Annotated in this window: 18 protein-coding genes; 12 read left to right on the plus strand and 6 right to left on the minus strand. The window is 60.4% G+C overall.

Going from position 1 to position 20,890, the window contains the following annotated elements:
- The first annotated feature begins 105 nt into the window (after positions 1-105).
- Positions 106-1,398, plus strand: coding sequence for a putative hydroxymethylpyrimidine transporter CytX (cytX, locus tag AC3WP4_RS16150; RefSeq protein WP_074873136.1), 1,293 nt, complete (start codon positions 106-108; stop codon positions 1,396-1,398).
- Here cytX and AC3WP4_RS16155 read toward each other — a convergent pair.
- A complete protein-coding gene (locus tag AC3WP4_RS16155; protein WP_102615335.1) occupies positions 1,367-2,113 on the minus strand; it encodes an RsiV family protein in 747 nt (248 codons plus the stop codon). The two genes, cytX and AC3WP4_RS16155, sit on opposite strands and share 32 nt — an antisense overlap.
- A gap of 229 nt (positions 2,114-2,342) precedes the next feature.
- Between AC3WP4_RS16155 and AC3WP4_RS16160 the strand changes: the two genes are divergently transcribed.
- The 9 genes from AC3WP4_RS16160 to AC3WP4_RS16200 all read left to right on the plus strand — a co-directional run bounded on the left by AC3WP4_RS16160 (position 2,343) and on the right by AC3WP4_RS16200 (position 11,753).
- Positions 2,343-2,960, plus strand: a complete 618-nt coding sequence (locus tag AC3WP4_RS16160; protein ID WP_074873142.1) for an NUDIX domain-containing protein — start codon at positions 2,343-2,345, stop codon at positions 2,958-2,960.
- On the plus strand, positions 2,951-3,403 hold the full coding sequence (locus AC3WP4_RS16165; RefSeq protein ID WP_074873145.1) for a DUF1249 domain-containing protein: 453 nt from the start codon (positions 2,951-2,953) through the stop codon (positions 3,401-3,403). Before AC3WP4_RS16160 ends, AC3WP4_RS16165 begins: the two co-directional genes overlap by 10 nt.
- A gap of 104 nt (positions 3,404-3,507) precedes the next feature.
- Positions 3,508-4,323: a 3',5'-cyclic-AMP phosphodiesterase gene (cpdA, locus tag AC3WP4_RS16170; protein WP_102615334.1), complete on the plus strand. Its 816-nt coding sequence runs from the start codon at positions 3,508-3,510 to the stop codon at positions 4,321-4,323.
- A 186-nt stretch (positions 4,324-4,509) separates the two neighbouring features.
- Positions 4,510-5,118 (plus strand): YqiA/YcfP family alpha/beta fold hydrolase, encoded by a 609-nt coding sequence (locus AC3WP4_RS16175; protein WP_102615333.1) that lies wholly within the window; start codon positions 4,510-4,512, stop codon positions 5,116-5,118.
- Positions 5,119-5,173: 55 nt separating this feature from the next.
- Complete coding sequence (gene parE, locus AC3WP4_RS16180) at positions 5,174-7,078, plus strand: DNA topoisomerase IV subunit B (RefSeq protein WP_074873155.1); 1,905 nt, start codon at positions 5,174-5,176, stop codon at positions 7,076-7,078.
- Entirely contained in the window at positions 7,078-8,067 is a 990-nt protein-coding gene (locus AC3WP4_RS16185; protein WP_074873158.1) for an esterase-like activity of phytase family protein, read from the plus strand. The genes parE and AC3WP4_RS16185 overlap by 1 nt, the downstream gene beginning before the upstream one ends.
- Positions 8,064-8,588, plus strand: coding sequence for a retropepsin-like aspartic protease family protein (locus AC3WP4_RS16190; RefSeq protein ID WP_076028870.1), 525 nt, complete (start codon positions 8,064-8,066; stop codon positions 8,586-8,588). Before AC3WP4_RS16185 ends, AC3WP4_RS16190 begins: the two co-directional genes overlap by 4 nt.
- 7 nt (positions 8,589-8,595) lie before the next feature.
- Positions 8,596-10,863, plus strand: a complete 2,268-nt coding sequence (parC, locus tag AC3WP4_RS16195; protein WP_102615332.1) for a DNA topoisomerase IV subunit A — start codon at positions 8,596-8,598, stop codon at positions 10,861-10,863.
- 176 nt (positions 10,864-11,039) lie between these two features.
- Positions 11,040-11,753, plus strand: a complete 714-nt coding sequence (locus AC3WP4_RS16200; RefSeq protein ID WP_076028869.1) for a PqiC family protein — start codon at positions 11,040-11,042, stop codon at positions 11,751-11,753.
- Positions 11,754-11,902: 149 nt separating this feature from the next.
- Here AC3WP4_RS16200 and AC3WP4_RS16205 read toward each other — a convergent pair whose 3' ends face one another.
- Complete coding sequence (locus AC3WP4_RS16205) at positions 11,903-13,435, minus strand: AhpA/YtjB family protein (protein WP_102615331.1); 1,533 nt, start codon at positions 13,433-13,435, stop codon at positions 11,903-11,905.
- Between the two features lie 135 nt (positions 13,436-13,570).
- On the opposite strand from AC3WP4_RS16205, the gene serB reads away from it, so the two are divergent.
- Entirely contained in the window at positions 13,571-14,785 is a 1,215-nt protein-coding gene (gene serB / locus AC3WP4_RS16210; protein ID WP_008153333.1) for a phosphoserine phosphatase SerB, read from the plus strand.
- A 34-nt stretch (positions 14,786-14,819) separates the two neighbouring features.
- On the opposite strand, the gene AC3WP4_RS16215 is transcribed toward serB, so the two are convergent.
- Positions 14,820-16,598, minus strand: coding sequence for a cyclic-di-GMP receptor FimW-related protein (locus tag AC3WP4_RS16215; protein WP_102615330.1), 1,779 nt, complete (start codon positions 16,596-16,598; stop codon positions 14,820-14,822).
- A 198-nt stretch (positions 16,599-16,796) separates the two neighbouring features.
- Here AC3WP4_RS16215 and AC3WP4_RS16220 point away from each other — a divergent pair, with 198 nt between their 5' ends.
- Positions 16,797-17,198: a lectin OAA family protein gene (locus AC3WP4_RS16220; RefSeq protein ID WP_042932429.1), complete on the plus strand. Its 402-nt coding sequence runs from the start codon at positions 16,797-16,799 to the stop codon at positions 17,196-17,198.
- 55 nt (positions 17,199-17,253) lie between these two features.
- Here the strand turns inward: AC3WP4_RS16220 and asd are convergent, their stop codons facing one another.
- From asd to AC3WP4_RS16235, 3 genes are all read right to left on the minus strand, one after another.
- Positions 17,254-18,114, minus strand: a complete 861-nt coding sequence (gene asd / locus AC3WP4_RS16225; protein ID WP_046045706.1) for an archaetidylserine decarboxylase — start codon at positions 18,112-18,114, stop codon at positions 17,254-17,256.
- Between the two features lie 18 nt (positions 18,115-18,132).
- A complete protein-coding gene (locus tag AC3WP4_RS16230; RefSeq protein WP_074873175.1) occupies positions 18,133-18,948 on the minus strand; it encodes a rhodanese-like domain-containing protein in 816 nt (271 codons plus the stop codon).
- 251 nt (positions 18,949-19,199) lie between these two features.
- Positions 19,200-20,732, minus strand: a complete 1,533-nt coding sequence (locus tag AC3WP4_RS16235; RefSeq protein WP_102615329.1) for an HDOD domain-containing protein — start codon at positions 20,730-20,732, stop codon at positions 19,200-19,202.
- Positions 20,733-20,890: the final 158 nt, after the last annotated feature.

A 20,890-nucleotide genomic window follows, 5' to 3' on the forward strand; every position in this document is an offset into this window, starting at 1 on the left:
TGCAGCCCGTGACGCTCCGCGTCACTGGACGCGGAGCGTCCCTAGAGGCATTCCCACGCGGAGCGTGGGAACGATCACAACAAATGCCCCTCTGAGATAACACCCTTGAGCATTCAACCCAGCACGTATTCCCCTGATATCGCGGTGCCCCAAGACAAACGTGTCTTCGGCGGCCGCGATCTGTTTTCCCTGTGGTTTTCCCTCGGCATCGGTCTGATGGTGTTGCAGACCGGCGCTCTGCTCGCGCCAGGTCTGGGCCTGTCCGGCTCGTTGCTGGCAATTTTTCTCGGAACGCTGGTCGGTGTTTTGCTGCTGGCCGCGGTCGGCGTGATCGGTAGCGACACCGGTCTGTCGTCGATGGCCGCTCTCAAACTCAGCCTCGGTGCAAAAGGCGCGAGCCTGCCGGCCGTGCTGAACCTGCTGCAACTGATCGGTTGGGGCTCGTTCGAAATCATCGTCATGCGCGACGCCGCCAGCCTGCTCGGTGCGCGGGCGTTCAGCGAAGGCAGCCTGCTGTCCAATCCACTGCTGTGGACTGTGTTTTTTGGTGGTTTGGCGACCTTGCTGGCCGTCAGTGGTCCGCTGACATTCGTCCGTCAGATCCTGCGCAAGTGGGGCATCTGGTTGCTGCTGGCCGCGTGCATCTGGCTGACCTGGAACCTGTTCGCCAAAGCTGATCTGGCGGCGCTGTGGGCGCAGGCCGGTGATGGTTCGATGCCGTTCGCCGTGGGCTTCGACATTGCCATCGCCATGCCGCTGTCGTGGTTGCCGCTGATTGCCGACTACTCACGTTTCGGCAAGCGTGCAAAAAACGTGTTCGGCGGTACAGCGATCGGCTTCTTTATCGGTAACTTCTGGTTGATGAGCCTGGGCGTGGCCTACACCCTGGCGTTCGCGCCGAGCGGAGAAGTGAATGCCTTGCTGTTGGCATTGGCAGGTGCCGGCTTGGGGATTCCGCTGCTGCTGATCCTGTTGGACGAGTCGGAAAACGCCTTCGCCGACATTCACTCGGCGGCCGTTTCCAGCGGAATACTGCTGCGCTTGAAAGTTGAGCATCTGGCGCTGGCAATTGGCGTGATCTGCACACTGATCGCCTGCCTGGCGCCGTTGGCCCAGTATCAGAACTTCCTGCTGTTGATCGGTTCGGTGTTTGCGCCGCTGTTCGGCGTGGTGCTGGTGGATCACTTCATCCTGCGCAAGCGCAGTGCTCGCGTGGCGTCAGCCGCATTGCGCTGGCCGGCGTTGCTCGCCTGGTTGGGCGGGGTGAGTACCTATCATTTGCTGGCCAATCTGTATCCTGACATCGGCGCAACCCTGCCGTCGCTGATCCTGGCAGGGCTGCTGCAACTGCTGCTCGGTCGAGCCTTCAGCTACGGCCGGGAAACAGCTCGGGCTTGAGAATACCGTTCAGGCGCGGGTAGGGGATCTTCAGTTCGACGTGGCCCAGCGCGTATGGCGCGATGGTGCTCACTTCGTACTTGAGGATCACCCCGCCGTACGTCAGCGCAATGTTTTGGGTTTTGACGAAGGGCCAGCTCTTCACGAACTCTGGCTCCTGATCAAGCTTGGTGCTGATCAGCCAGCTGTTGTGCGCTACTTGCGCCGCTTTCCAGAACGCTTCTTCCTGCCCCGGGACCAACATGTCCGACAGCGTCAGCACTTTATGCTGCTGGCGTGAATAGTTGATGAAACTGCGGCCCGGCGTGCCATGGGCACCGCCAGTGTCCAGGTAGCTGGAAAATTCGACGATCACCAAGCCGTCATGCTGCTCACGTACCTTGGCTTGCAAGTAACTGCTGTTACGCGGGCCGGCACTGCTCAAAAACTGCTCGCGATACGCGGCCAGCGTCGGCGCCACCGGGGCGTCGGGCGAGGTGCGAGTCAGTTGCAGCAGGCGTTTTTCGACGATGCCGTCAAGCGCAGGTTCGGCAGGGAAGCGCAGCGTATCGATGTTAACCAGCGGGCAGTCAGCGGTTGTGCAACCCGGTTTCAGCTGTTCGGATGCATCGCGGGTAGTTTCCAGCGGCGCCCGGTAGTTGGGTTGGAACAAACTCTGGCAGGCGCCCAAAGTCAGGGCGATTGCAGCCACGGAGGCGATTTTAAAAAGCGACATGGGCGTCCTTCATGAAACTGGGAAAGGCAAAAAGTTATCCGCTTCGACTCTCAACGAAGCAGTCAGTTCGCCACTAAGCTGATTAGAGTTGGTTTTGCTCTCACCGTCTATCCCGCTGACTGGAAAGGGGCTGCATCAAACATCGCGGGCGCGTTAGGATGGCGCGAAGTCGAGGTTGCAAGTAACAAAAAGGAGCCTCATAACGGATTTGCAGTAAACGAGGATAGTCATGACTGATTTTGCCAACGCCGTTCCGACCGCCGTTGATATCGTTCGGCGCGAAAAGTGCTACGAGGGTTTCTACAAGCTCGATCGTGTGCACTTGCGCCACGAATTGTTCGCCGGGGGCATGAGTCGCGAGATCAATCGTGAAGTGTTCGTTCGCCACGATGCGGTGTGCGTGCTGCCGTACGATCCGCAGCGCGATGAAGTGGTGTTGATCGAGCAGTTTCGCGTCGGCGCCATGAGCAAAACCGACAATCCATGGCTGATCGAACTGGTCGCCGGTCTGATCGACAAGGATGAGGTGCCGGAAGAAGTTGCTCACCGCGAAGCGCAGGAGGAAGCTGGGCTTGTGTTCGGGGCGCTTTGGCCGATGACCAAATATTTTCCATCGCCGGGCGGCAGCAATGAATTTGTGCACTTGTACCTAGGGCGCTGTGACAGTGTAGGGGTCGGTGGCCTGCATGGGCTGGAGGAAGAAGCAGAAGATATCCGCGTCACGGTCTGGGCGTTCGAAGATGCCTTGCAAGCCGTACGCGACGGACGAATTGCCAACGCGGCCAGCATCATTGCCTTGCAATGGTTAGCTTTGAACCGCGTTGAAGTGAGGGGGTTATGGTCGTAAACAAGTTGCGCGATCGCTATAGGGTCGACCTGGTGGGGCTGCAAGCCTCCTGCGAGGCCAACTACGCGCGCCTGATGCGATTGCTGCCCGACATGCGCAACGAACCGGAGGCGCGGCGCATAGCCGTGACCCACGGCGAGCAGATGCTCGGCGTACTGGCCCTCGAAGTCCTTCAAGTCTGCCCGTACACCACAACCCTGCAAGTACGCCAGGAACACAGCCTGCCGTGGCTGCCGGTGCCGCAACTGGAAGTTCAGGTCTATCACGACGCGTGCATGGCCGAAGTGGTCAGCGCCGAACATGCACGACGCTTTCGCGGCATCTATCCTTACCCGAATGCCTCAATGCATCAGCCGGACGAAAAGGCCCAGCTGAATATGTTCCTGGGCGAGTGGCTGAGCCATTGCCTGGCCTGCGGACACGAGTACGCGGTGGTGCGGTAGCGGTAGATGTGAACTGCGTCAGGTTCACAGGTTTCCCCTTTTGATCATCCCCCAGCATAATTGCGGCACTCATCCATCCCGTGATTCAGCCCTGGGAGAACGCCTTGCCGAGCGTATCCACTTTGACCACCGCCGATCCGGCGTTGCTGGTGCAACTGTCCGACAGTCATCTGTTTGCCGAAACGGACGAAACGTTGCTGGGCATGAATACCCGGGACAGCCTGCAAAAAGTCATCGAGCTGGTGCGGCGTCAGCAGCCGCAGATCGACCTGATCATTGCCAGTGGCGATCTTTCTCAGGACGGGACGCTGGAGTCCTATCAGCAGTTTCGTGACCTGACGCGGCAACTCGATGCGCCGGCGCGCTGGATTCCCGGCAATCACGATGAGCCGCAGATCATGGCGCAGGCCGCCGTGCAGAGTGCGTTGCTGGAGCCGGTGGTGGATGTCGGTAACTGGCGCGTCACATTGCTCGATTCGGCCGTACCGGGTTCGGTGCCGGGGTATTTGCAGGATGAGCAGTTACAGTTGCTGGTCCGCTCGTTGAGCGAGGCGCCAGAACGGCATCATCTGGTGTGCTTGCATCATCATCCGGTGTCGATCGGGTGTGCGTGGATGGAGCCGATCGGATTGCGCAATCCAGACGCATTGTTTGCCGTGCTGGATCGGTTTGCGCAGGTGCGCGCTGTTTTATGGGGGCATGTGCATCAAGAGATCGATCAGGTTCGCAATGGCGTGCGGCTGATTGCCTCGCCTTCGACCTGTATTCAGTTCGAACCGGGCAGTGATGATTTCAAGGTCAGTGACCAGGCGCCAGGGTATCGGTGGTTGCGGCTTTTGCCGGATGGTCAGCTCGAAACGGGCGTGGAACGCGTTACCGGTTTCGACTTTGAGGTCGATTACGGTTCCAACGGTTACTGAACTCTCAGAAAGACCGCGGCGCGGCCATCGCGAGCAGGCTCGCTCCCACATTGGAATGCATATCCCTGTGGGAGCGAGCCTGCTCGCGATGGCGTCCGCCAAGACAACCTGGTTCCCACGGATATCCCCGATCCCCCCGACTCCCTGTAAACTCCGCCTTCTTTACCCGACGCACAGGGAGCTCAAATGTCTGGTTCGATCCTTTATATCCACGGTTTCAACAGCGCGCCTTCGTCTAAAAAGGCCACGCAGTTGGTTCAAGTAATGGAACGTCTGGGCTTGAGCGAACAGTTGCGCGTCCCGGCCTTGCATCACCATCCGCGTGAGGCCATCGGTCAGCTAAACAAGGCGATTGAGGAGCTTGGACGGCCACTGCTGGTCGGCAGCTCACTCGGCGGCTACTATGCGACTCACTTGGCCGAGCGCCATGGCCTCAAGGCCCTGTTGATCAACCCTGCCGTCAGCCCGCACCGGATGTTCGACGGGTATCTGGGGACGCAGAAAAACCTGTATACCGATGAGGCCTGGGAATTGACCCACGACCACGTGACGGCCTTGGCCGAGCTGGAAGTGCCGGCGCCCCAGGACCCGCAGCGGTATCAGGTATGGTTGCAGACCGGCGATGAAACGCTGGACTACCGCCTCGCCCAGCAGTATTACCGGGCCTGTGCCTTGCGCATCCAGGCCGGCGGCGACCATAGCTTCCGGGGTTTTGCCGAGCAATTGCCGGCAATGCTGAGTTTTGCCGGCATCGGCGCAGATTTGTATCAGGCGATTGATTTCACTGCTTTGTGAACCGTCGCTCCTATTTTCAACGAACACTCTTTTTACAGGCGGACGACGAGACCCCATGGCCACTCCCAGCGCTAGCTCTTATAACGCAGACGCCATCGAAGTCCTCTCGGGCCTCGACCCGGTGCGCAAACGCCCCGGCATGTACACCGACACCAGTCGGCCCAACCACCTCGCCCAGGAAGTCATCGACAACAGCGTCGACGAAGCCTTGGCCGGGCACGCGACCTCGGTGCAGGTCATCCTGCACGCCGATCACTCCCTGGAAGTCAGCGATGACGGCCGCGGCATGCCGGTGGATATCCACGCCGAAGAAGGCGTGTCGGGCGTCGAGCTGATCCTCACCAAGCTCCATGCGGGCGGCAAGTTTTCCAACAAGAACTACCAGTTCTCCGGCGGTCTGCACGGGGTGGGTATTTCCGTGGTCAACGCCTTGTCGAACGAAGTCCGGGTGCGCGTAAAGCGTGACGGCAACGAATACCAGATGACTTTCGCCGACGGTTACAAGAAAACCGAGCTGGAAATCATCGGTACCGTCGGCAAGCGCAACACCGGTACCAGCGTGTTCTTCGCCCCGGACCCGAAGTACTTCGATTCGCCGAAATTCTCCATCAGCCGCCTCAAGCACGTACTCAAGGCCAAGGCCGTTCTGTGCCCGGGGCTGCTGGTCAGTTTTGAAGACAAGGCCACCGGCGAGAAAGTTGAGTGGCATTACGAAGACGGCCTGCGCTCCTACCTGGTGGACGCGGTCAACGAATTCGAGCGCCTGCCGGACGAGCCGTTCTGCGGCAGCCTGGCCGGTAACAAAGAAGCGGTCGATTGGGCGCTGTTGTGGTTGCCCGAAGGTGGCGACAGCGTTCAGGAAAGCTACGTCAACCTGATCCCGACGGCGCAGGGCGGTACCCACGTCAACGGTCTGCGTCAGGGCTTGCTTGATGCGATGCGCGAGTTCTGCGAATTCCGCAGCCTGCTGCCACGCGGCGTGAAGCTGGCGCCGGAAGACGTCTGGGAGCGCATTGCTTTCGTGCTGTCGATGAAGATGCAAGAGCCGCAATTCTCCGGCCAGACCAAAGAGCGTCTGTCGTCCCGTGAAGCGGCTGCATTCGTTTCCGGTGTGGTCAAGGACGCGTTCAGCCTGTGGCTCAACGCCAACCCGGAAACCGGCATGTTGCTGGCAGAGCTGGCGATCAACAACGCCGGCCGACGTCTGAAGGCCAGCAAGAAGGTCGAGCGCAAGCGCATCACGGCGGGGCCGGCACTGCCGGGCAAACTCGCCGACTGCGCCGGGCAGGACCCGATGCGTTCCGAGCTGTTCCTGGTGGAAGGTGATTCCGCCGGCGGTTCGGCCAAGCAAGCGCGAGACAAAGAATTTCAAGCGATCCTGCCGTTGCGCGGCAAGATTCTGAACACCTGGGAAGTCGACGGCAGCGAAGTGCTGGCCAGCCAGGAAGTGCACAACATCGCCGTGGCCATTGGTGTCGATCCGGGTTCGGCGGATATCGCCCAGCTGCGTTACGGCAAGATCTGCATCCTCGCCGACGCCGACTCCGACGGTCTGCACATCGCCACGTTGCTGTGCGCGTTGTTCGTCCAGCATTTCCGCCCGTTGGTGGATGCCGGTCACGTCTACGTCGCGATGCCGCCGTTGTACCGAATCGACCTGGGCAAAGAGATTTACTACGCCCTGGACGAAGCCGAGCGCGATGGCATCCTCGATCGCCTGGTGGCCGAGAAGAAACGCGGCAAGCCGCAGGTCACACGATTCAAAGGCCTGGGTGAAATGAACCCGCCGCAGCTGCGCGAAACCACCATGGACCCGAACACTCGGCGTCTGGTGCAGTTGACGCTGGAAGATTTCGACGCAACCTCTGAAATGATGGACATGCTGCTGGCGAAGAAACGCGCCGGTGACCGCAAATCCTGGCTGGAATCCAAAGGCAACCTGGCCGAGGTTCTTGGCTGATGCGGGTTGGCTTTGCCCTGGCGTGTGCGTTGCTTCTGACCTCGATTTCGGCGGTTGCCGAGCCGGTGCCGGAACTGCGCCTGTTGTCCGAGCATCCCGTTGAAGGTATGCGCGGCGGCAACCTGTCAGGGTTGGCCCAGTGCGGTAATGACCTGTGGACGGTATCGGATCGCGACGACGACCAGATTTACCGGCTCGATACCCGCGACAAGGTATGGCAGGCCGAAACCGTGGCCATCGGCGTACCACCGGTGCCAGACAGCGGTTTGCCCTGGGGCTTGCGTTCACGAACCTGGGTGGCGTCGTTTGTCCGTGGTGGGGATCTGGACTTTGAAGGCATCACCTGCGACAGCGCCGGTAATCGCTACCTCGTCAGCGAATCCCATGCCGCGATTCTGCAAGTGCCACCCGTTGGGCCATCGTCCTGGCTGAAAATCTCGCCGATGCTGATTCGCGAAGCCCGGGCCAGCGGCATGCTGTTGCACTTCAATGCGTTGTTCGAGGGTCTGGCGATCAATCCGGCGGGTGATCAATTGTGGCTCGCCTCTGAGCGTCAAAGCCGTGGCTTGTTGCTGATCAAGCGCAAACAGACGGTCTGGGATTGCGATGGTGGCTGTGTGTTGCTGAGTGAAGCCGGGAAAGAAATGCAGCCGGCGCCGTTTCCCCGAGCCAAAGCGGTGACCCGAGACTTCGCCGACCTGTCGCTGTTCAACGGCAAGCTGTTTACCCTTGAGCGCAACGCCTACCAGATCTGCCGCCGTGATTCGGTGACGGCCAAGGTCGAGCGCTGCTGGTCCTTTGCTGATGAAGCCTTGCAGGTGCAGCGCCGCTATTCAAATCCCTACGGCCTGACCGAAGCGTTGATTGTTGACGCCGAGGGCGCGTGGATTGGCACTGACAACAACAACGATGCCCGAGCCGATGGCGAGGAACGTCCGATCGTCTGGCGCTTTGCCGCGCCTGAAGGTGGCTGGAGTGCCAAGTCATGAGTCAGCAGCCGCCAGGCAAACGCGTCGGTCGTGTGTTAATGGTGCTGGCCTGGTGCGCGGCGCTGTTTCTGGCCACTCGATTTTTCGGCCAGTGGGAAGCGCGTCAGCAGAATCCTAATATTGTGGTCAGCTCGGAGCAGGGCGAAGGTTTTATCGAGGTGAAACTGGCCAGTAACAACCAGGGTCACTTCGTCGCCAGCGGCCAGATCAACGGCCAACCGGTGGATTTCATGCTCGATACCGGGGCGACCGACGTGTCGATCCCGGCGGAATTGGCCGAACGGCTGAAGCTGGAAAAAGGCTTCGGGGTGACCCTGAGCACAGCCAACGGTCGAGCCCAGGGTTACCGAACCCGCATCGACCGCCTGCAACTGGGCGACATTGTGCTGCGTGATGTGCGCGCCCTCGTCGTGCCGGGCCTGGATGGCAAGCAAGTGCTGCTCGGAATGAGCGCGCTGAACAAACTTGAATTTACCCAGCGCGGTGGCACCATGCTGCTGCGCCAGACAACGAACCGATGAGGCCCGCATGAGCGACTCCCTTGATCTCAGCCTGGACGGTGTAGAACGCCGGTCACTGGCTGACTTCACCGAAAATGCCTACCTCAACTACTCCATGTACGTGATCATGGACCGTGCCTTGCCGCATATCGGCGACGGCCTGAAACCGGTACAGCGGCGCATCATCTACGCGATGAGCGAGTTGGGGCTGGACGCCGATTCCAAGCACAAGAAATCGGCGCGTACCGTCGGTGACGTGCTCGGCAAGTTCCACCCGCACGGCGACTCGGCCTGCTACGAAGCCATGGTCCTGATGGCCCAGCCGTTCAGCTACCGCTACACGCTGGTCGACGGCCAGGGTAACTGGGGTGCGCCGGATGATCCCAAATCCTTCGCCGCCATGCGTTACACCGAAGCGCGGCTGTCGCGTTATTCCGAAGTGCTGCTCAGCGAACTGGGCCAGGGCACTGCGGACTGGGGGCCGAACTTCGACGGTACGCTGGAAGAGCCGCTGGTGTTGCCGGCGCGTTTGCCCAACATCCTGCTCAACGGCACCACCGGCATTGCCGTTGGCATGGCCACCGACGTACCGCCGCACAACCTGCGCGAAGTCGCCACGGCTTGCGTGCGTTTGCTCGATGAGCCCAAAGCCACGGTCGAGCAACTCTGCGAACACATCCAGGGCCCGGATTACCCGACCGAAGCGGAAATCATCACGCCTCGCGCCGACCTGCTGAAAATATACGAAACCGGCAAGGGCTCGGTGCGCATGCGCGCTGTTTACCACGTCGAAGACGGCGACATCATCGTCACCGCGCTGCCGCATCAGGTGTCTGGCGCCAAGGTGCTGGAACAGATCGCGGCCATGATGCAGGCCAAACCGTCGAAAGCCCCGCAGATCGCCGACCTGCGAGACGAGTCCGACCACGAAAACCCGTGCCGGATCGTGATTATTCCCGGCGCACGCAAAAACTTTGACCACGATGCATTGATGACCCACCTGTTCGCCAGCACCGAGCTGGAGTCGAGCTACCGGGTCAACATCAACATCATTGGTCTGGACGGTAAGCCGCAACTGAAAAACCTGCGCGCGCTGTTGGTCGAGTGGCTGGAATTCCGGGTGCAGACTGTGCGTCGTCGCCTGCAATTCCGCCTGGACAAGGTCGAGCGTCGCCTGCACCTGTTGGACGGTTTGTTGATCGCCTACCTCAACCTGGATGAAGTGATTCACATCATCCGCACCGAGGAGCACCCGAAAGCCGCGCTGATCGAGCGTTTCGCCCTGAGCGAAATCCAGGCCGACTACATTCTCGACACCCGTTTGCGTCAATTGGCGCGACTGGAAGAAATGAAGCTGCGTGCCGAGCAGGATGAACTGCTCAAGGAACAAGCCAAGCTGCAAGCCCTGCTGGGCAGCGAAGCCAAACTGAAAAAACTGGTGCGCACCGAACTGATCAAGGACGCCGAAACGTACGGCGACGACCGCCGGTCGCCAATCGTCGAACGCGCCGAAGCCAAGGCCCTGACCGAGCACGATCTGCTGCCAAACGAGAAAGTGACCGTCGTCCTGTCGGAAAAAGGCTGGGTTCGGTCCGCCAAGGGTCACGAAATCGACGCCACCGGGCTTTCCTACAAGGCCGGGGACGGTTTCAAGGCTCTGGCGCCCGGGCGCTCCAACCAGTTTGCGGTGTTTATCGACTCCACCGGTCGCAGCTATTCGGTGGCCGCGCACACGCTGCCATCGGCCCGAGGCCAGGGTGAACCGCTGACCGGTCGTCTGACGCCGCCACCGGGGGCGAGCTTTGAATGCGTGCTGATGCCGGAAGACGACTCGCTGTACGTGATTGCGTCCGATGCCGGTTACGGTTTCGTGGTAAAAGGTGAAGACCTGCAAGCCAAGAATAAGGCGGGTAAGGCTCTGTTGAGTCTGCCGAACAACGCGAAGGTGATTCTGCCGCGTCCGGTGGCTGATCGTGAACAGAACTGGCTGGCTTCGGTGACTACCGAAGGTCGCCTGCTGATTTTCAAAATCAGCGACCTGCCACAATTAGGTAAGGGCAAAGGCAACAAGATCATCGGGATTTCCGGCGAGCGTGTGGCCAGCCGCGAAGAATATGTCACGGACATCGCCGTACTGCCGGATGGCGCCACATTGGTGTTGCAGGCCGGAAAACGTACCTTGTCACTAAAAGCAGACGACCTCGAACACTACAAAGGTGAGCGTGGACGTCGTGGTAACAAACTGCCACGTGGCTTTCAGAGGGTAGATGCACTGCTCGTCGAAAACCTCAATTAAGCGTCCTAGAGCGCTCGATCTACGATTTAACGCGTAGATCGACGCTTTGCCGCTGGAGTCGGAACGCATATTCACGGATGATATGGCCTTTCAAGCGCCGGCGTGGCCGAGCGTTCTTCACATTTTTTGAGTATTTTCACTGTGGTTAGCCTTGTGGCAACCACCTGGATGGGACGATGACTGCTCTGCGCCTTCCTTTTATTTTGATGCTCGCCGGCGTTCTTGGCCTGGCGGGTTGCAGCGTTCACCAACCGGTGTCGCTGTATCAGCTGGACAGCGGAAGTCCGGCTCAACCTGCGCAAAGCGCGGGCATGGCGGTATTGTTGGGTCCGGTAACGGTTGCCGATTACCTGCAACGCGAAACATTGTTGCAGCGACAGCCGGATGGCAGCTTGCAAGCTTCGACGGATGGTCGTTGGGCGGGTAGCCTGTCGTCGGATATTGACCAGCTGCTGCTGCGTCAGGTCGCCGGTCATCTGGACAGCCAGCGCGTGGTGCTGGCGCCAGCGACAGTGGGCTTCACGCCGGATGTGCAGGTTCTCCTGACGATTACTCGCCTGGACTCGGGTGAGTCGCAACCGGCGATCCTTGATGCGCAATGGCGTCTGATCGACCGTCGTGGCCAGGTTCGTGATAACCGCATCATTCATCTGCAAGAGCAACATGCGGGTGGGACGGCGGCTCAGGTTCAGGCCCAGGGTGTGTTGTTGCAGCGTCTGGCCGAGCAACTGTCGACAGCGCTCAAGCCGCTGGCGAATCAGCCACCGATCGCCGAGGCGCCACGTAAAGCTCCTGCAAAGCCTGCGGCACCGGCAGCCGGGCAAGACAAACAACCGAAGATCCCGATGGCTTCGCCGATCAGGACCGATATGGAAGTGTTCAGGTTCTAAGCCTGGATTGATCCAGGAACAAAGCCCGCCATGTGCGGGCTTTGTTGTTTCTGCGGGTTGGGGATCTCCTTTGCTGCTGAGGCCAGGACAGGCAACAAAAAAGCCCGCAGACAATCACTCGTCTGCGGGCTTTTTCATAACGGGGCTAGTTACGCCCGGCGTTCGTGCATCCGCGCCAGTTGCCGCTCGAGCATCGACGGATAAGGCTCCATCAGCCGCTCTACGCAACAAGCGCCTTCCGGGCTGGCGATCGGTCGGATTCGTGCGCGCTGGCGGATCAGCGCGTCGTCACCGATCTTGCGCTCCACCAGCAACAGGTTGCGGCTGTGTTGCGACAGGGCCAACGCATCCTGGGCGGATTCGGTCAGCAGCAGATCGATCTGGCTCAGGCCGAACAGCTCGTCACCCAGGGTCAGGCCCAATTGCAATTGCAGGGTGATGCCGCTGTCGGCGACTTCGATCTGCAATTGATGGCCCAGAGCCCGCAACAGCTCACCGCAACAGATGGCGTTGGTCAGGTAGTCGTCGCCGCTGTCTTCGGTGTGGAACAGCATCAGCGTGCTGCCATCGTTCAGGGTGTGCAGTTCGCTCTGGTAGAGCGAGGCGGCCTGATCGAGGCAGTCGCGATAGCGTTTGAGCAGTTCTTCCAGGCGTGTGCGGGGCAGGCGACGCAGTTGATCCTGGGCGCCCAGTTGCACGGCCAGCACTGCGCTGTGCTGCGGCACGTTCGACAGTTGCGGTTTGACTAGCGGTTTCGGCGCGGTCGCCGCTGATTCATCACGCAAGTCGGCAAAGGCATCGTCGTCATCATCGTCTTCAACGGTGCTGACAATGCGCCGTGGTGCAGGTTTGAGGCCGGCCACAGGCTTGGTTTCATCGAAACTCGGGTCACGCAAATTGCGCACTTCGAAGGTTGGCTCGTTATCGTCCGCGTCTTCGTAGTCGCTTTCGTTGTATTCAGGCTCGGGAGCGGGTTCCGGCTCGGCGGGCTCTGGCGCGAAGTCGGCGTGCAGCTGGCGGGCCAGATCGCCGATCTCATCCTGACGCTCGGTGGCCGGGGTGTGTTCGTCGATATGGCGCAGCCACACTCGCAATTGCAGCAACGGCGTGGAGATGTGCCGACCCAGGCGCAGGCTCAAGGCCAGGGACAGCGCCAGCAGAATCGCGCTCAAAATGCCCATGCTTTGCAGGCTGATGGTCATCGGCTGCTGGAACTGATCCATGTCCAGGCTGATGCGCAGTTGCCCGGCGGTCACGTCCTGGAAGGTGATCTTGCTCTGGTACATGCCTTCGGCTTCGCCCAGCAGGCTGTGCTTGGGGCGCTGACCGGCTTCGGCGAGGATGCGGTTATCCACGCTGTAGATGGCAGCGTGAGCCACCAGCTTGTTTTTGGTCAGGTTGTTGAGCAGCACGTTGAGGCTGAGGATGTCGTTGGACACCAACAGCTCCGTGGCGGAGGTGGCCGTCTGGGTGGTCAGGCTTTCGCCCAGCGCATCCGCCTGCTCGTGCATGGCCTGCTTGAACTGCAAACCCATCACGCAGGCATAGATCACCAGGGCCAGAGCGACCAGGATCACGTTATGGCTGGCGATGCGCAATGCAATCGGTACACGGCGGTGGCGCAGTGCACGGAAGATCAGCAGAAAGAAGTTATCGGTTTTTACTGGCGTGGGCCGGTTCACTTGAGCTCGGCTCTTTTGTCCGTGAAGTTGACGCGCAGTATAGCGACAGGCCCTAGACCGTCAAAGCGCTCACGGTGCCCGATGGTCACTGAATGTAGGTAGAATGCGGTTTTTTTCCACTTGCGGGGGTGCGCCTTGCGCGAAATCGTCCTGATAAACATCACGGGAGTCGACCGTCCGGGTCTGACTGCGGCCATTACCGGCGTTCTGGCCCAGGGTGGTGTGAACATTCTCGACATTGGTCAGGCGGTGATCCACGACACCCTGTCGTTCGGCATCCTGGTTGAAATTCCTGACACCGAGCAAGGCAAGTCGGTGCTCAAGGACATCCTGTTCACGGCGTATAAGCTCGATCAGCAGGTGCGCTTCACACCGGTGTCCGAAGAGGATTACCAGCAGTGGGTTGGCAATCAAGGCAAGAAACGCCACATCGTGACCCTGCTGACCCGCAAAGTGACCGCCGGACAATTGCAGGCCGTGAGTTCGATCACTGCTAAATATGGCCTGAACATCGACCACATCGATCGTCTGTCCGGGCGCATGCCGCTGGACACCCCGGCCGATCAGGGCAAGGGCTGCATCGAGTTTTCCGTTCGTGGTGAAGCGGCTGATCCGCAAGCGCTGCGGGCCGAATTCCTCAGCGTCGCGCAGGAACTGAACGTCGACATCGCCTTCCAGGAAGATTCACTGTTCCGTCGTAACCGTCGCCTGGCGGTGTTCGACATGGACTCGACGCTGATCGAAGCCGAAGTCATCGACGAACTGGCCAAGGCTGCCGGCGTCGGTGATCAGGTGTCTGCGATCACCGAGCGGGCGATGGCCGGCGAATTGGACTTCCGCGCCAGCTTCAAGGAGCGCCTGGCCTTGTTGAAAGGGTTGGACGTCAGCGTGCTGGATTCCATCGGCGCCTCCCTGCGGTTGACCGAAGGTGCCGAAACACTGTTCGCCGAACTCAAGCGTCTGGGCTACAAGACCGCCATCCTGTCGGGCGGCTTTACCTATTTCGCCAAGCAATTGCAGGCCAAGCTGGGCATCGACTACGTGTTCGCCAATGAACTGGAAGTCGTGGACGGCAAAGTGACTGGCGTGGCGGTCGAGCCGATTGTTGATGCGCAACGCAAGGCGGATCTGCTGAAGGAACTGGCGCACAAGGAAGGTTTGCGTCTGGAGCAGACCATTGCGGTCGGCGACGGCGCCAACGATTTGCCAATGCTGGCGATTGCCGGATTGGGCGTGGCGTTCCGTGCCAAGCCGCTGGTCAAGCAGTCGGCGAAGCAGGCGATTTCCACCCTTGGGCTGGATGGCGTGCTGTATCTGCTGGGTTTCCGGGATCGCGACGGGCAGCTTTAAGTCTCGTATTGACTGACAGGGATCGGCTACTTCCTCAAAGTGTTTTCCACAGCGAATCAAAATCCTCCTCAGCGCCGCTCACCGCGGCGTTGTCGTTTCTGGCTACCTCCAGTGGACGGTAGGCGAACTGATTGAAACTGTTGGTGCTCGCCAGCCGCCGTTCCAGCCCGACTCGACGTTCCTCGCCGTGGGTATTGATCATGACTTTGTTGCCCTCCTGAAAGGGCAGGCGCGGCGCGAGCAAAGTGGCCGGCACGTCGATGGCGCTGATTTGCGGCAGCAACAGGCCGCGCAGGTATTGGCTGTGGTCATCGTGGGTACGCACCAGTTGCAGGCCGCAAGGCTCGGCGCAGGGGGCAACCTGCTCGATACCCATCTGCGTGCCACCGCCGCGCACCTGGCGGATCCAGCGCACCACCGCGATGCTCCAACCCTGACCGGCAGCATCCTCGATACCGACCATCTCACCGGCCTGCAACTCGGCCGGCACTGCGCCAGGCCAGGCCAGGCAGTAACCGCCGGGGCTGTGATTGACCACTGACAGGACATGGGTCGGGAAGTGCTGATTGCGGTCGGACGCTTCGCGACTGTCGTCATTCTGAAGTTGTGGATATTCGATCTCTTCGTAGGGCAATAAAGCGTCTGCATTGCCTTGGGGTGCAGCGTCGAAGGCATGGTGCCATTGGTCCTTTTCCCGGCCGGACACAGGCGTCACCGAAAACTGTGCAGGCCGGGCGCCGGGGTTTTTCAGGATGTCGCTGAATGAGCGTTGCCCACCCAGATAAAAATGCAGCGCGCTCATGCCCAGGCACAGGGTCAGCGTGCCATGGCCCACGGTACGCTGGAAACCGCGCTCGGCCGTCTGGCCCCAGGCGGCATGAAGGTGTTGCAACGTGTCCAGGCTTAATCCCGCCGGCACGGGCAGTGGCGATGAACTGTCATTTTTTTGCAGATGAGCTTCAATTGCCGCGACCAACGGCTGCGGATCGATCCCCAGCAAACTCTCCTGCTGTTCTGCGCGGAACTTGGTGCGGTAACGCGGCCCGGTGTCGAGGTCTTGCGCGACGGCAAACAACCCGGTGGCCGGCATGCCCGGTTGCAGCTTGATCCATCGGCTCCAGGGCTCCAGCACCTCGGCCACCCGGGCTATCTGATGCTGGCGCAGTTGGTTGCAGCGTGAGGCGCCCAGCAGCAAGGCGACCACGTACGTCTGTTCGATACTCAGGGTTTGCGTCTGGCTGGCCAGCTCATCGCGCAGGCTCGTGTGCTGGAGCCGGTGCGCGCAGGCGATCCGGTAGAGCTGATGCAACTCCAGCCACAAGCCTTCCGGCACCGGGCAATAGAGTTTGGTCGCGCGAATCAGCGGCCCGTTCAGGCAATGGATCGCCCGTTGCAGCGCCTGGGTCAGCAGCGGCGCACGGTCCTTGCTGAACTTCGGTGTAATGCGCACCACGATCTGTTTATAGCCAATGGCCAAGTGACTTTGCAGCGCCTGGCAGAGGTTGGCGATCTTGCGGGAACGCTCGTCGAGGACAATCGATTGATGCAGGAAATGCTGCTCAAGGTGTTTGCAGACGTAATACACCTCAGGCCGCAGCAGTTCGAGCAATTGCAGGCGATTGTCGCTGGGTGTGAACAGCTGATTGAGTTCGCTCAAGCCTTTATATAGCTGACGAGCGGTTTCACCGATGTTGGCTTTGGGCAGATTGGCGATCCAGCGCTTGAGATCGCGCGGGGTGGCTTCACAGAACGACAGGCGCACCTGCAGCGGAACGGGCGCGCGTAGCAGAAGATGGGGGCTGGTCTCATTCATGCCGTGAAAAAACTCCAACCGGTAAATGGGCAGTGAATGATCTGACTGTAGCAGCTATGGATTTTTACCGTTTGTCTGTCAGTCGAGTGTCATCCGGGCGTACTACTAATCTGACAGTCGTGCGACTGGATACGCACAGTCGTACGGCCTGCTGCCTACGCAGGGCAGGTCTCTTGTAACTTCAAGGAGATGAAGTTTATGTCTAGATACGTAGTGGCAAATCAATGGGGCGGTAGTTCGGCACCCTGGCATCCGGGCGGAGACTGGACGCTAGGCGCGCGGGACAACCAGAACGTTGTCGCGATCGAGATCAAATCGGGCGATGGCGGCAAGAGTTTCACCGGCACCATGACGTATGCGGGTGAAGGTCCCATTGGCTTCAAGGCTCAGCGCACGGGCCAGAACCAGTACAACGTTGAAAATCAGTGGGGCGGCAACGACGCTCCATGGCATCCGGGTGGCAAATGGGTCATCGGCGGCCGTGATAATCAGAACGTTGTGGCGTTGAGCGTGACCTCCAGTGATGGAGGGAAAAACCTCAGTGGCACCAATACCTACGCCAACGAAGGGCCGATCGGCTTCCGTGGACAGATAGAGTAACGGCACCACCGAAATGTCCGACCCCGCGAAGACGTTCGCGGGGTCGGATCAGGGATCAGGCTTTTGCCAGGCCCATGCCCTGGCCCATCTGCACCGGCGAACCGGCCGCCAGCTCTTCAGCCCACTTCACTTGATCAGGCCCGAACAGCACGACAGCGGTCGAACCCAGTTTGAAGCGACCCAGTTCTGCACCTTTCTCCAAATGGATCGGCGCACGGGCAGCTTCGTCGTAGCGGAAGGTTTTCAGCTCGCGTTTCGGCGGCGTGACCAGCCCGGCCCAGACGGTTTCGATCGACGCAACGATCATTGCGCCCACCAGCACCACGGCCATCGGCCCGCGCTCGGTGTCGAAAATGCACGCCACACGCTCGTTACGGGCGAACAGTTCCGGAACGTTTTCGGCGGTGGTCTGGTTGACCGAGAAGATCCGGCCCGGGATGTAGACCATCTCGCGCAAGGTGCCGGCCAACGGCATGTGCACGCGGTGGTAGTCCTTCGGCGACAGATAAATAGTCGCGAAATCGCCGCCCATGAACGGCGCTGCGTTGGCAGCGTCGCCGCCCAGCAATTCCAGCACGCTGAAGCTGTGGCCCTTGGCCTGGAACACGCGACCGTGTTCGATCGGGCCGAGTTGGCTGACCGCACCGTCGGCCGGGCTGAGGATCGCGCCAGGCGTCTCGTCCAGCGGGCGAGCGCCGTCCTTCAAGGCGCGGGTGAAGAATGCGTTGAAGTGTTCGTAGGCAGTCAGGTCTTCGACCAGCGCCTGGGACATGTCCACCTGATAACGCTTGGCGAACCAGGCGGTGAAGGCGTTCTTGAACCAGCGCACGCGGCATTCGGCAATGCAGCCGGCCAGGCGCGACAGCAAGTGATGGGGCAGCAGGTATTGGCTGAGGATAAACAAACGCTTATTCATTAACTGTCCTTAAAAACCTTAAAGCTCTACGGGCGTATCGGGATGGTTGCCCCATTCGCCCCAGGAACCGGCGTAGCCTTTGACCCGCGGATAACCGAGGGATTTGGCCACCAGATAGGTGAAGCCAGAACGATGGTGAGTCTGGCAGTGGGTAATGACTTCTTTGTCTTTGCTGATCCCGAGTTTTTCCAGGATCTGCGGCATGTCGGTGCGGATGCGCAGGTTGCGCGCCTGATCCATGCCCGCGGTCCATTCGAAATTGACCGCGCCGGGAATGTGCCCGCCCTTGGCTGCCAGGACTTTCTCACCGGAGTATTCCAGCGGCCCGCGTGCATCCCAGATCGCCAGGTCGGCGGCACCGAGACGGCTTTGCAGGTATTCGCGGGTGGCAGTGGGTTCGTCGTGCAGGGTCAACGCAACCGGGCCGCCGACCGGCGCCGGGATCTGGATCGACATGGGCAAGCCTTCTGCCAGCCAGGCCTTCAGGCCGCCGTCGACATAGTGGTACTTGCTGTGGCCGATGACATCCAGCAGCCAGATAAAGCGCCCGGCCCAACCGCCGCCTTCGTCGTCATAGACGACGTAGACCGCATCAGGGTTGTGTCCCAGCTCACCGAACAACGCTTCGAGCGCCGCTTGCGGCGGCATCAGTCCCGGCGCAGGCGCGTGACCGAGTTGCGTGCGTTTCGGATCGACAAAACGCGCACCGGGGATATGCCCTTCGGCATAGCGGGCGCTGCTGGTCAGGTCTACCAGAATCAGTTCGCGGGCGTCGAGACGCGGGAGCAAGTCGCTCGGCTCGATCACCAGCGGCAAGCCAGAGAAGTCAGACATGTGAGGTCTCCAGAGCACAAAGGGGAGGATTGTATAGCAGCGTCATGAGGGCCTGTTATCAGTTATTTCGGCAGGGGAAACAACGGGGCTTGTAGCAGCTGTCGAGCCCCGGCGAGGCTGCGAAGCAGTCGTGAACCTGGCGAATGCGATCTGCCGGATATACCGCAATCCCTGATTTTACGACTGCTTCGCAGCCGAACGCAGCCTCGCCGGGGCTCGACAGCTGCTACAGGCCGATGCTGCTTTCGTTGCTAGCGGTGACTAAAGCTGTGCAGTGCCTTTTCGATGCACTGCGCGGTTTTGCCGAAGGCTTGTACGGTGATTTCAGAGAACGGTCCGCCGCCCTGATCCGCCACCACAATCATGATCACCCGGCCGTTATTGACCAGTGAGCGTAGCAGCAGGTGTTCGCCGCCGAACTGCGAGCGCAGGCTGGCCGGCAGCATGGCCGAGAATTGTGCGTTGTTGGTCGGCGTCAGGCGCACCTGGGCTTGTTGCGAGAGCAGGCGTTGCAGCACGGTGCTTTGGCTGACGACAAAATTCAGGCCGGCCGCTTCCTTTGGCAGCCCGGCCGTCTGGTGCACTCGCAGATTGGCGTGGGTGCGGTCGGCCATCAGGATCATCACCCGACGCATGCCGCACGCGACCAAAGCGTCCCGGGCAGACGTGGTCAAGTGCATGGCATTGGTGAAGCGGCTGGGCTCGACCAGCAGCTCGGCGCATTGTCTGCGCCATTTCGCCAGGTCTTCGGCGGTCGGCGCCGGGGCCGGCAGCAAGCCTGCGTGCACGCGGTTCATGCCCCACGGCCAGATCAGCGAAACGGCGGGGTGCCAAAGGTCTGGCATGGCGTGATGGCGGGCGCTGTTGGCGGCCTGTTGGTGCAACTGCTGCTGCACTTCGTCCATCGGCATTTGCAGGTAAAGGCTGGTCAGGAACTGCCAGCGCTCACTGTGTGGACTGTTCCAGGACTGCTGCGCCGACAGCGCCAGACCGTTGGCCAGCAGCACCGTATTGGCCGGCTGATTGAGCCAGCGACGCAGCGTCGGGTCGTCATCGAGGCGGTTCTGCTGGCGCAATGGATGATCGCTGTCGCGCGCGATGCGCAGCACTTTCACCAGCTCACGCTGCTCGTTGAGCAGCAGCCGATAACCCTGCTGCACCCAGATCGGCAGGCGCCAGATGTCCACGAGCGCCAGGCAGATTTCCAGCAGACGCGTGCCGAACAATTGCTTTTCAACGTTGTGCGCCGACTCGCCTTTGTGCATGACCCGCAGTTCCCACTCTTCGAGCAACTGCGGATGAGTCAATGCCATCGGCCACAGCGGCGAGAGAAACAGCAGGCTGCCCCAGTGGATGTCCTGCCACAGTCGCGCCAGGCGACTGGCGAAAAAACCGTTGGCCTGTTGGGTCGCGTGCTGGCTGATCAGCTGCAGCTGACGCAGGGCAATCGGGATCTCCGATTGCGGCAGGGCAGGCAACCGGGCGAGCAGTTCTTCGGTGCGTTTCAAACCGAGGCGATTGATCGCCACCTCAAGGTTTTCCGCAGGTTCGGTCATGCTGCCATGGGTGTGGCGATTGGCTTCGCGAATCACGCTCAAGGCCAGCGCCGGGCTGTCCTGTATCAGTTCGGCGATATCGCGCAGAGAGCTGCGACTGTTGGCGATGGCCTTGCAGACACGGTCATGACTGGCTTGCGGAACCGGCAGGCGCACGCCATCGAGAAGCTTGACCCAGCCTTCGAGAGTGGTCGGTTTTGGAATTGGAACGTTCGTTTCGTTAGCCATGTCTGGACGCGATCACCGTCTGCATTACCTATGCCCGGAGCGGGCCAAATTGGCTTTTCGCCTGAACTGGCTATAGTCTGGCGCAGTTTTGCCGATAAGTAGAAGAAGAGATTTTTTAACTTCCGAATATGACCTTGAACCCGACTCAGTAAGTGCTC

The sequence above is a fragment of the Pseudomonas sp. FW305-20 genome (assembly GCF_058788075.1).